The following is a 12,493-nucleotide window of genomic DNA, read 5'->3' on the forward strand; positions in this document are numbered from 1 at the left end:
ATCCCGCCATGCACACCCCGACACACCTCCGCCCATCGTTTCCGCCGCGCCCGTTCGCGGATGCCTCCCGTTCCGCCCGGACTCCGCATGCCTTCACACTCGTTGAGCTGCTGACAGTCATTGCCATCATCGGCATCCTCGCCGCGATAACGATCCCCGTGATCGGCAAAGTCCGCGGCGCCGCCGACAACGCCCGCTGTCTCTCCAACCTCCGGCAAACCGGCATAGCCCTCGCCATGTTTGTGAGCGACAACAAAGATCGGCTCCCCGCGCAAACCATGCTCGCTTACGGTCCTAGATACAGCGACTGGAACTGGAAAAACGACGCATGGCCGCAGGACCTGGGATCCCTCCTCCACACTTACCTGTCCCTTCCCGTCCCCACCGGCACCGCCCGATATGCTGATGTGCTCACCTGCCCTGCCTGGAAAAAGCGGGTGGACCCGAGTTCCAAGACATCCCTCATCGTCAACCAGAGTGCCGACGGCAAAAGCCTTGCCCCCTTTGGCAAAAGTGGCACCCCCGGTGTCGCGCCGGTAACCCACGCCCAACTCTCATCCCTCGTTTCCCTCAGCAAAACGTGGGCATTCGCCGAGACCGACCAGAAATCCACCCGTAACGGGGGCAACCCCGGTTGGGTCGCCGAACTCCCTCCCGAACCCGTGCACGGCAACTGGCGCAACGCCATCTTCTTCGACTGGCACGCCGGCAAGCTCGACCTCGACTACAACCCCATAAAATGATTTTTCCCCGGCCTTTTCAAAATCGCCCCATTCGCGTCACCCTCTGCGTTCTTGCCACACTCCTGGCGCCAATCGCGACCGTCGCCGCCGCGAACCATCCGACGCTGGAACTCAACACCGGCTGGCGGATACAGCCCGCGACCCACCCCGGCACCCCGCCCGACCCCGCTGCATGGGGACGCTCGCGCATGATCGAACTCAGCGCCGGCTGGAACACGAATCAACCCGTGGCGCAGCCCGGCAACGCTCCCTGGAAAAACATCGACCGCGCCAAGGTAAACTCCCTCTGGCACGAGACGACTTTCACGCCGCCCGCCGCATGGGAAAAACGCTCCCGTGTATTCGTGGATTTCAGCCGCGTGGACGGCGACGCCATCGTCTTCCTCAACGGAAAACGCATCGCCGAAATGCCCGCCCCCGGCGGCGAACTTGAACTGACCGCCGCCCTGAATCCCGGACGCGAAAACACGCTGACCGTCTTCAACACCCGCGACTACACCGGCATGTCGCGCACCTTTGAACAAGACCTCCTGCGCCACACCGCCCGCACCGGACGTGAAAAACTCCCCCTGCAACAATGGCCGTTGGGCATCACCGGTCCCGTCACCCTGACCGCCCGCCCGCCCAGTGCCATCGTCGATGTGTTCGCGATTCCCTCGTGGAGACAAAAAACCCTCGGCCTGGAAATCGAGGTCGATGCCGCCAGCGACCTCCACAACTCCATCATTGACGTTTCGGTGCACGACAAGGATGGCCGCCAGGTTCTGGCCTTGAAAAGCTCTCCCGCTAAAATCCCCGCCGGCCGCAGCGTCCATCACCTGAAAACGCCGTGGGCCGATCCCGTGACCTGGGAACTCGAAAAACCGTATCTCTACACGATCACAGCCCGGCTTTCCCAAGGTGACAGACTTCTGGATACGAACGAAGGCACGACCTTCGGCTTCCGCGAAGTCTGGACGGAAGGCCGCCTGCTCATGCTCAACGGCCACCCCATCCGCCTGCGCCTGACGGACCTCTTCGGCGCGGACGCCAACGCCCTCTCGTTTTACCGGTTGATCGGCTACAACAGCGGCGCGCTGCAACCACACCCCAAACTCTGGTGGCGGGACTGGAACGACATCCCGCTGCTCGACGAGGCGCTGATCGCGGAGGCCGACCGGCTCGGCTTCGCCCTCACCGCCCCCGTGCCCTCGATCTCCTACCTCGGCACCGCCTTCATCGACAACATCCCCCTGCAAGAAGCCTACACCGCGGAGATGAAACGTCATCTGCGCAAATACCGCAACCACCCCTCCGTCCTCGCCTGGTCGGTGGGCATGAACAGCTACAACCCGCGCGAAAACATCCATGCCGGCACGCTCGGACGCCGGGAGACGCCCAATCCCTTCGGACGCGCCCGCGTGATCGAAATCGCCGCCGGAATCACCAAACGCAACGATCCCACCCGGCTCGCCTTTTCCCATGCCGACGGCAGCCTCGCCGACATCTCCAGCGCCAACGTCTACCTCAATTTCGTGCCTTTGCAGGAACGCGAGGAATGGCCGATGGGCTGGGCACGCGACGGCGACATGCCCTACGCGGCCGTCGAGTTTGGCCAGCCGTTCGAGGCCAATTTCTGGAAAAACCGCCAGTTTCTGCTCACCGAGTTCGCCTCGATCTACCTCGGCGAGCGCGCCTATGAGATCGAAACCGAGGCCGGACTCCGGGATCTGGTGCGGACGAGCGCCATCGACTGGAAAAAACTGACCGCGTGGAGCCAGGTCGATGATGCCAATTATCCCGTGTATTGGGAGTTTCAGGACCTGTTCGTCAACGCGACCAACCGCTCCTGGCGGACATGGGGAGTGAACGGCGGATGGAAACACTGGCTGCTCAGCGTGGGCTACGGCAATCCGCCGGGACTCAAGCCCGGCGCCAGACAATACACTTACCGTTACCGGAACCTGCCCGGTCCCGTGGAAAAGAAACCGGAGTGGGCCAATCCCAATTTCGACATTCACGCGAAATCCAACAAAACCTTCCTCGCCTGGATCGCCGGCGGCGGGGTGCATACCGACAAGACGCACGCCTTTTACACCGGGGAAAAATTCGGCAAACAGATCGCCCTCGTCTGGGATGGCTCCGACCCCGAAACCGTGACCGTCGACTGGGTTTTCACCCGCTCCGGCGGCAACGAACCGCTGGCGAGCGGAACGCGCGAGGTCACACTCGCGCCCGGCGACATTTCGTTCATCCCGCTCGACCTGACCGCCCCCCCCTCCCCCGCCGGAGACGCAGCGCTCACGATGCGCGTCCGCAAAAATGGACAGGAAATCGCCCGTGATTCGTTTTCGATTCAGGTATTCGAACGTAGTGAAAAACCGGACACGGGAAGCGCACGTTTTGCCCTCATCGATCCCGCCGGACGCAGCGCCGCCTGGCTTCGGTCGCTCGGGCTGAATCCGGAGCCGTGGGCCCCCTCCTCGCCGGACCGGCACGATGTACTGATCGTCGGGCGCGAGGCCCTGCAGCCGGGCGCCGCTCTGCCATGGACCGCCGCCGACATCGAACGCGGCCTCAAGGTCCTCATCCTGGAACAACAACCCGCCGTCTGGGAAATGCTCGGCTTCGAAACCGTCGAAACACTGCCCCGCTACACGTTTGCCGCCAATCCCAATCCCGATCCCGATCGCGGCAGCCCCGTGCTGCGCGGACTGCGGGACGTCGATCTCGTCAACTGGCGCGGCTCCCCCGACCTGCTGCCCGAAGGACGCCAGGTGCGCACCTACGACACGCCCCGCGCCCCGCGCTGGACCAACCGCCACGCCGTGGCCTCCGTCGCCATCAAAATTCCCGAAGTCGCCGGATTCACGCCGATCCTGAAAACCGAGTTCGATCTCTCCTACACCCCGCTCCTCGAATGGCGGCATGGCCGGGGCGCCGTCTATTACTCCTCCATCGATTTCACCGGACGCATCGGAAGCGACCCCGCCGCCACCCGGCTTGCCTCCAACCTGCTGCAAACGCTGGCCGCGCCGCTGCCCCCGACACGCAAGGTCTATTACCACGGCTCGCCCGAAGGCGCGGCACTGCTGCGCGCGGTGCATGCCGGGCTCCGCGAGGGATCGTGGCCGGAAAATGCCGCCGATGCCACGCAGGCGCTGCTGGTGCTGGATCGCGACGCCTCCGCCGAATCGCCGGATACCCGGGCTCGCATCGCCGCCTTCCTCCGGCAGGGCGGCAACGTCTTGCACCTCCCGCAAACACAGGCGTCGCTCGCTGCCGCAGGCTACGCCTCCGGGTCGCGCAGTCTCGTGCGTGCCCCGGCGCAGGCCGCGCCCCGGCAAAACTCGCCGGAGATCGAAACCGGCTCCGTCATGCGCGGCCTCGGCGCGGACTTGTGGCGCTGGCGCGATGCGCTCGACGTCCAGATAATCACCGGCGCGGCCGATTCCCAAAGCCGTCTGCTCGCCGGCGGCCTGATGCTGGAACGCAGCGCAGGCGCCGGGCGGGAAGTATTTTTGCAGGTGGACCCGCGTCATCTCGCCGACCGGTACGCCGACGACCCCCTGAAGCGCGAGGCCGTGCAACTGAGCGTGTCGCGATTGCAGCGCCTGCTTGCCCAGGTGCTCACCAATCTCGGGGCCTCCCCTTCCGGCGATCTGGCCGGACGCGTATGCCGGATGGGGCAGCCGCAAACGCATCGCGCCATCGTCAACTGGGAAGTCCTCGGCCCGTGGCGTCGCGGTGCCGACACCGCCGCCGTTGCTCTGCTCGACACCGTGTTCCCCGGCGAGGAAGATGCGATTGCCGGTAACGACAACCCCAATACCGGATATAGTCCCGGCGACAACTCCGGCTCGCTTTACTGGCGCAAGGCCGTGCGCGCCGACAACAACGGGTTTGTCGATCTGGGCGGCGAATTACAGACGGCCGACGGTTCGGCTGCCTATGCGATTCACAAGCTCCGGTCGGACAAGGACCGCATGGTGCGGCTGCGCCTCGGCGTCGATTACTGGCTGAAACTCTGGGTCAACGGACGCCTGCATCTGGAAGTCAACAAACTGCACGCCAGTCCGAAGCCGGCCGGGTTCATGGTCGATGTTCCGCTCCAGGCCGGGGAAAACATCCTGACGCTCAAGGTGGTGGCGGGAACCAAGGGATTCGGCTTCTGGGCCGACATGCTGGACCTCGACCGCACGGCCGCCGCCTCCGACGGCAGCCCGGCCGCACCGGCGACGGCGAATTATTACCGTCCGCTCTTCAGGTCCTTCGACCCGTATATGTTCCACTACTGGTAATGACATGAAGATGACGAAAACAAGCTGCGCCGTCGTGCTGTTCCTGCTGGCTGCTGCATGGAGTACAGCCGCATCACCAGACAGGAAATCCGGAGGGCGGGACAATTCTGATCAGCACTGCCTTCTCCACTACACCTTTGAGGAGGAGGGTGGAGACGAGGTGGTCCGTGATCACGGGCCGCTGGGGCGGAATCTTTCCATCGGCTCCGCGATGAGCCGGAGCCTGCCCGGTGCGGGAGCGGGCGGAGGCACGGGAATCGGCCGAACCGGCGACCGGGATGTTTTTCTCTCAAGCTCGAGCGCCAGCACCCGCGCCGACGCTCATGTCGCGGGGTTCGACGGGCTCGTGTCATTCACGCTGTGCGGCTGGTACAGGCTCAATTTCAACCGTCGGACTCGCGGCACGCTCTTTCAGCTCGTGCCGCTGGAAGGCAACGGATTCCAGCTTCATTTCGGCTCCAAGGCGGGCGGCGCTCCCGACCGGTGGGCGATGTCTCTGGTCTCGGTGGTGGGGCCGGAGGGTAACAATCTGCACACGGGCGAGGGCGTCAGTTATTCGGCCTGGGACGATGCGTTCAGCCGCATGGACGAGTGGATTTTTTTCGCGCTGGTTTTTGATGCCGCCAGCCAGACCCGGCTGGTGGAGTTTTATGTGGGATCGGAGAACGATCCCGTCCGCCCTGCCGGACGGGTCAAGCGTCCGGGCCACTGGACCCGGGATTTCACGCTTGGCCGCATCGGCGGTATCCGGATTGCCAATGCGATGGACTCCCGGTCGCCGGTTCCGATGGGTGTCTACTTCGATGACCTGCGCCTGTTCGGCGCGCGAACCGGCGAGGAGGGCGCGCTTTCCCGCGACGAACTCGAACGCGTGCGCCAGCGCGCCCTGTCGGGCCATTCTCGATGAAATACGATTCTTCAAGTATCCGTTTTACTATTACTAACGATTTTTTGGCACGCGCCGGCAATGCGCGGCCGCTTTCCGCCTTTCGCGGGAAAAATCCGGCGACCGGCGAATGCCTGGAGGTGAACGCCTCGCACATCACCCGGGACGGCCTTCCGTGGCTCCCCGCGATGGGAGAATTTCACTACTCGCGGTGTCCGCGCGAGGAATGGGAACCGGCGATTCTGAAAATCAGGGCCGGTGGCATCCGGATTCTGGCGACCTACATTTTCTGGAATCACCATGAGGAGGAGCAGGGCGTGTTCGACTGGTCCGGCCGCCGCGACCTGCGCGCGTTTCTCGGATTGTGCAAGAAGCACGACCTGGAGGTGGCGTTGCGCATCGGTCCGTTCGCGCATGGCGAGGCTCGCAACGGCGGGCTGCCCGACTGGCTGTATGCGCAGCCGTTCGAGGCGCGGAGCGACGATCCGCGTTATCTGGCGCTGGTCGGGCGGTTGTTTGGCGAGATCGGGCGGCAGGCTGCCGGGTTCATGTTCGGCGAAGGCGGGCCGGTGGTGGCAATTCAACTGGAGAACGAGTTCATGGACAGCGCCGCCCCGTGGGAGACCACGCATGTCGAGGGTGTGGAATTCACTCCACGCGGGAGCGGGGGCATCGGGCATCTGCGCATGTTGAAGGAACTGGCGCGACACGCAGGTCTGGTGGCTCCGGTTTATACGGCGACAGGCTGGGGAGAGTCGCCCGTGTCGGAGGAAGAGTTTTTGCCGGTGTTCGGCGGCTACGCGTTTCATCCGTGGATCGATGCCGGCATCCCGCAAGAGCCGTCGGACAATTATGTGTTCCGCGATCTGCTGGCGGCGGACGAGAAGGCGCGGGGGTGGGGTGTGAAATTTGACGCCACGCGCGTGCCGTATGCGTGCTGCGAACTGGGCAGCGGCGTGCAGGTTTTTTACAAAAACCGCCCCGTGGTGCCGCCGGAAAGCGTGGACAGCATGCTGGTGGTGGCGCTGGGATCGGGGGCCAATCTGCCGGGGTTTTATGTTTACCACGGCGGCACCAATCCGGAGAGTCGGCGGGGTGGCTTCCTGAACGAGCACCGGTGTCCGCGTTTTTCGTATGATTTTCAGGCGCCAATCGGCGAGTTCGGCCAGTTGCGGGAATCGTATCACCGGTTGCGGCGGTTGTTTCTCTTTCTCGACGCGTGGGGCGCGGAACTGGCGCCGATGCGCGTGGTGCATCCCGACGGAGGTCCGGTCGTATCGCCGTCGGATGTGAGCAGGGTCCGCTGCGCGGTGCGTGCGGACGCGGGTGCGCCCGGGAACGAAGGGAAGGCCCGCGGGTTTGTCTTCATCAACAACTACCAGGATCATTGTCCGCTTCCGGATCGTGAACGGGTGGAAATCTGCCTCGCCGGTGCCGACGCGGCTGCATGGATGTTTTCCGTCCGCCTGAAGCCCGCTGTGTGCATGATTCTTCCCTTCGGGATGCAGGTGGGCGATGCGCGACTGGACTACGCCACGGTCCAGCCCTTGACGAAGCTGACCTGGCAGGAAAAAGACTATTTCTTCTTCCACGCACCGGAGGGGGTGGCCGCGCGACTGGCGTTTGACCGCCGGAGCGTGCGGTCGGTGAACTCCGGCAACGATGGCAGCCGGGTGTGCGAGGAGGGCGGTCATTTGCTCATCGACCTGGAGCCGGGGATTGAGTCGATGGTTTGCGTAACCGCTTCTTCGGGCCGGGAAGCCGTCATGGTTGTGCTGGACGACAAGGCGGCGTTGCAATTCTGGCGCGGACGTTTCGAAGGAGAGGAACGTGTGGTCGTGAGTTCCTGCGATGTGGTTTTTGCGAACGATCACATGGAGATTTTGGCCGAAACCGGAGGGCGCGATGTGGAATCGGTGACATTGCATGTATTCCCCCCGCTGGATGAATCGGGGGGCGCGAGGTCGGGCGTCTTCCAACGGCACAGCGTGGACGTGGAAACGCGATCGCCGCGTGTGGAGGTGGAGCAAATCGCGGCGTCGCGGGTGAGCGTGCGCGTGCGGGCGGAAGAGTTCGCCGGCTTCGACGAAGTCTTGTTGCGGATCGGCTACACTGGCGATGTGGGGAGCGCGTTCATCGGCGGACGTCTGGTGCACGACAACTTCGGCAACGGCCAGATCTGGGAACTGGGGCTGCGCCGGTTTTTCAGGGAAAACGGCGGGCGCGATATCGAAGTGCTGCTGGTCGCCGTGCCCCGGAGCGATGGCGGGAGCGGTTTTACCGCCGACCAGATGGCAAGTATCAAGGTATTGAACACGGATGGAAGTGGCGCGGGCATTCATTCCGTGCGCGTCACGGGGCGGCGGCGGGTGCGCTTCGCGCCCGTGCGGGCACGTCCGGAGGCCGAGGCAGCGCCCGAGCCTGAACTCGCGATGATCCGGTAATCCATCCCTCCGCATCCGGTGATTTTTTCCCGCAGGCAGCTCCCCGGCGGTGCTGCCCTGCGCCTTCATTTTTCCGTCTTATGCACATCCTCGACTGGCTCGTCATCCTCATCCCGTTGATCATCATCCTGACCATCGGCGTCGTCACGCATCGCTACATGAAAAGTGTCGCCCATTTTGTGTCCGGAGGACGCGTCGGAGGGCGCTATTTGCTGGCCGTAGCCAAGGGCGAGATGTCGGCAGGCGCCGTCGTGTTTGTGGCGTCGTGGGAGGTGTTCGCGCAGTCCGGGTTCATTCCCACGTGGTGGGGATGGATCACGGGTCCGGTGGCCATCGTCGTGGCGATTTTCGGGTTCGTCATTTACCGGTTTCGAGAGACGCGGGCCATGACGCTGGCGCAGTTTTTCGAGATGCGCTACAGTCGCAATTTCCGCCTGTTCGCCGGGGTGTTGGGATTCGTGGCCGGGGCGATCAACTTCGGCATCATCCCCGCGATCGGCGCGCGGTTCATGGTGTATTTTCTGCAACTGCCGCCGGAACTGACGGTCATTTCGTATTCAATTCCTACTTACATTCCGTTGATGGGAGTGTTCCTCGCCGTCGCCCTCACGCTTACGATTTCCGGCGGATTGATCACGCTGATGGTGACGGACTGCATCGAGGGGATTTTCTCCCAGTTGATGTATATCGTCATCATTGTGGGCGTGCTTTGCATGGTGGACTGGAGCGAGATGTCGGCCTTCATCGGCACGCGACCGCCGAATCATTCGATGGTCAATCCGTTCGATGCGTGGGCGGTGCAGGATTTCAATCTGTGGTTTGTCCTGATGGGTGTGTTTGTCGGCACCTACGGCACCATGGCCTGGCAAAATTCCAGCGCCTACAATGCGGCCGGAGCCACGCCGCACGAGGCGCGCATGGGTGGCCTGCTCGGGCGCTGGCGCGAGCAGGGGAAGAGTGCCGTGGTGGTGTTGCTGGCGCTGGCCGCGCTGACCTACCTGGGGCACCCCGATTTCGCCTCCGCGTCCGAAGACGCGCGCGAGTCGATTGCCGGCATCGGGCAGGCGCAGATCCAAAAGCAGATGACGATCCCGGTGGCGCTGTCCCACATGCTGCCGGTTGGCGTAAAGGGCGCGCTTTGCGCGGTGCTGTTGCTCGGCATTTTTGGCGGAGACTCCACGCATCTTCATTCCTGGGGCGGCATCCTCGCGCAGGATGTGATCCTGCCCCGCCTCAAACGTCCGCCTTCGCCAACGGGACACATCCGCCTGCTTCGGGTGTGCATCATCGGCGTGGCGATATTCGCATTTTTGTTCGGTGTATTTTTCCGGCAGACGGAATACATCATCATGTGGTGGCAGGTAACGACCGCCGTCTATGTCGGTGGAGCGGGCGCGGCGATTATCGGCGGACTTTACTGGAAGCGTGGCACCTCGGCCGGCGCATGGTCGGCGATGGTGACGGGAGCGATTCTTTCGGGCGGGGGCATCCTCGTTTACAAATTGTTCGGCGACGCATTTCTTTCACGGGCCTTGCAGGCGCTGGGTGTTCCCGTCCCGGATTTTACGGTCAACGGCATGCAGATTTCGTTTTTCTCCACGCTGGTGGCGATCACGTTATACGTTGTGGTTTCGCTGTGCACCTGCCGTCGTCCTTACCCGCTGAACAGGATGCTGCATCGCGAGGAACTGCCACTCGATGCCGATGGCCGGCCGATCGTCGCGAAGCGCCCGTGGACGCTCGGGCGAATCCTGGGCATCGACAGTTCGTTCGGCACCGGCGACAAGTGGATCACGGGGAGCCTGTTTGGCTGGGCGGCATTGTGGTTTGCGGTGTTGCTCGTCGGCACCGCCTGGAACCTTGTCGGACAATGGGGCTGGTTTTCATGGATCAAACCGTGGAGCCATGGCACGTGGCTGGGTTTCTGGCATGTGACGGCGATCGGCCTGCCCTGCCTGATCACGGTGGTGACCGGCATCTGGTTTACCTGGGGTGGCATCCGCGACATCCGGCGCCTTTTCCGTTCGCTTGCCGGTTACAAGATCGACGACACCGACAACGGCACCGTGGAGCAGCATAAACCCTGGTAAGCCGTCTTCTCGCAACCCGGAGGGGACTTTTTCATTTTTCCGCCACTTCGGCTGAAACTGTTTGCACCCCTCCGCCTTTTGACCCCGCCCCGCCGGCGCTCAGTGATGGACAGTCACTTCCATTCGCCAAAGTCGTTTCCATCCAGAAAAAGCTGTCCTTGTGCTGGTCCGGTCCATCATCTGACTCGCCCTGCCAGCATCCAGCCAGCTACCAACTTCCGGTTCCCGATAACAAACTTCCGATCCTCACCATGAGCCTCCCGATCAAACCAGCCTCCGAATGCCAGTTCGACCAAATCTCGCTTGGCGAAGTCATGCTCCGTCTTGACCCCGGCGAGACCCGCGTGCGCACCGCCCGCCACTTCACCGCCTGGGAAGGCGGCGGCGAATACAACACCTCGCGCGGCCTCCGCAAATGTTTCGGCTACAAAACCGCCGTCCTCACCGCTTTCGTGGACAACGAAGTCGGCCACCTCATCGAGGACTTCATCCTGCAGGGCGGCGTCGCCACCGACTTCATCAAGTGGCGCGAGGACGACGGCATCGGCCGCACCGTCCGCAACGGCCTCAACTTCACCGAACGCGGCTTCGGCATCCGCGGCGCCGTCGGTGTGCCCGACCGCGGCAACACCGCCGCCTCCCAGCTCAAGCCCGGCGACTTCGACTTCGAGGACATCTTCGGCAAGCGCGGCGCCCGCTGGTTCCACACCGGCGGCATCTTCGCCGCTCTCTCCGAAAGCACCGCCGCCCTCACCATCGAGGCCGTCAAGGCCGCCAAGAAACACGGCACCATCGTCAGCTACGATCTCAACTACCGCCCCTCGCTCTGGAAAACCATCGGCGGCCTCAAGAAGGCGCAGGAAGTCAACCGCGAGATCGCCAAGTACGTGGACGTGATGATCGGCAACGAGGAAGACTTCACCGCCTCGCTCGGCTTCGAGGTCAAGGGGGTTGACCACAACATCAGCGCCATCGAGATCGACGCCTTCAAGGCCATGATCGAGACCGCCGTGAAGGAATTCCCCAACTTCAAGGTTGCCGCCACCACGCTCCGCCGCGTCATCACCGCGACGAAGAACGACTGGAGCGCGATCTGCTGGCACGACGGCAAATTCCACGAAAGCCGCAAGTATCCCGAGCTCGAAATCCTCGACCGCGTCGGCGGCGGCGACAGCTTCGCCTCGGGCCTCCAGTTCGGTTTCCTGAGCAAAAACGACGCGCAACTCGCCGTCGATTACGGAGCCGCCCACGGGGCCTTCGCCAGCACCACGCCCGGTGACACCTCGATGGCCACGCAAAAGGAAGTCGAAAAACTCATGAAAGGCGGCGGCGCCCGCGTCGTGCGCTGACGGATACAACGGAGAGCAAGGTGGCGCGGGCGTCCCGCCCCGCCCCCTGACCGTGACCGCCGGGGCTTCGTTCGCGAAACCTCGGCCGATCCGCTTACGTTTCCCCTGTGCGCAGTCTGGCGAGAATCTCGCCTTGCAGCAGCTCATAGATCACACTGCGGCGCTCGGCAAAAACGCACTCGATGATCTTCCCGGACCGATACCAGAACACGACTCGATAACCACCCTGACGCAAACGGTAAAAGCCATCCAATGGTTCACTCAAGGCATGGATATTTCCTCGCCCGTCAGCCAGTCCCTTGATCGCCCGCTTCAGTTTGCGAGCATCCTCCAGACCAAGTGTCTGCATAAAGGCATACACTTGTGCGCGAGCTCTTACGGTATAAGCCGGATGCTTTCCGCTCATCCCGGCAACTGGTCGAGGCTATAAGTGCGCCCGCGTCCGGCGCGCGCATCCTCGATGGCGGCCCGCGCCGCAGGATTGGAAAGCAGTTCCATCGTCTCGGCTATGGCGGCAAGTCGCTGAGCGCCCAGAACAAAAGCAACGGGCTTGGCATGACGCGTGATCGTAACCACCTCGCCCTCTTCCGCCTCACGAACGAGACCCGGTAAATGCGTCTGAGCCTCTTTGACTGCGTAGGTATTTGCCATGTGGAAAATATGTAGTTTCTTCGGGAACGAAGTCAAGTGACGGAGCAACG

8 protein-coding genes are annotated in these 12,493 nt (G+C 63.1%); 6 read left to right on the forward strand and 2 right to left on the reverse strand.

All coding sequences use genetic code 11. The features are described from left to right. Positions 1–8: 8 nt before the first annotated feature. The 6 genes from OPIT5_26915 (at position 9) to OPIT5_26940 (ending at position 11,792) form a co-directional block, all read left to right on the forward strand. A complete protein-coding gene (locus tag OPIT5_26915; GenBank protein AHF93307.1) occupies positions 9–743 on the forward strand; it encodes a hypothetical protein in 735 nt (244 codons plus the stop codon). Continuing rightward, positions 740–5,023, forward strand: a complete 4,284-nt coding sequence (locus OPIT5_26920; GenBank protein AHF94788.1) for a hypothetical protein — start codon at positions 740–742, stop codon at positions 5,021–5,023. The genes OPIT5_26915 and OPIT5_26920 overlap by 4 nt, the downstream gene beginning before the upstream one ends. A gap of 211 nt (positions 5,024–5,234) precedes the next feature. After that, positions 5,235–5,930, forward strand: a complete 696-nt coding sequence (locus OPIT5_26925; protein ID AHF94789.1) for a hypothetical protein — start codon at positions 5,235–5,237, stop codon at positions 5,928–5,930. Further along, complete coding sequence (locus OPIT5_26930) at positions 5,927–8,353, forward strand: beta-galactosidase (protein ID AHF93308.1); 2,427 nt, start codon at positions 5,927–5,929, stop codon at positions 8,351–8,353. Before OPIT5_26925 ends, OPIT5_26930 begins: the two co-directional genes overlap by 4 nt. 80 nt (positions 8,354–8,433) lie before the next feature. After that, positions 8,434–10,443: a sodium:proline symporter gene (locus OPIT5_26935; GenBank protein ID AHF93309.1), complete on the forward strand. Its 2,010-nt coding sequence runs from the start codon at positions 8,434–8,436 to the stop codon at positions 10,441–10,443. Between the two features lie 251 nt (positions 10,444–10,694). Continuing rightward, complete coding sequence (locus tag OPIT5_26940; GenBank protein AHF93310.1) at positions 10,695–11,792, forward strand: sugar kinase; 1,098 nt, start codon at positions 10,695–10,697, stop codon at positions 11,790–11,792. Positions 11,793–11,886: 94 nt separating this feature from the next. On the opposite strand, the gene OPIT5_26945 is transcribed toward OPIT5_26940, so the two are convergent. Beyond that, positions 11,887–12,198 carry a cytotoxic translational repressor of toxin-antitoxin stability system gene (locus OPIT5_26945; GenBank protein ID AHF93311.1) on the reverse strand — a complete coding sequence of 104 codons (312 nt, stop codon included), beginning with the start codon at positions 12,196–12,198 and terminating at the stop codon, positions 11,887–11,889. Next, positions 12,195–12,443: a prevent-host-death protein gene (locus tag OPIT5_26950; GenBank protein ID AHF93312.1), complete on the reverse strand. Its 249-nt coding sequence runs from the start codon at positions 12,441–12,443 to the stop codon at positions 12,195–12,197. Before OPIT5_26950 ends, OPIT5_26945 begins: the two co-directional genes overlap by 4 nt. Positions 12,444–12,493 lie beyond the last annotated feature (50 nt).

It is taken from the genome of Opitutaceae bacterium TAV5 (assembly GCA_000242935.3).
GTDB lineage: Bacteria > Verrucomicrobiota > Verrucomicrobiia > Opitutales > Opitutaceae > Geminisphaera.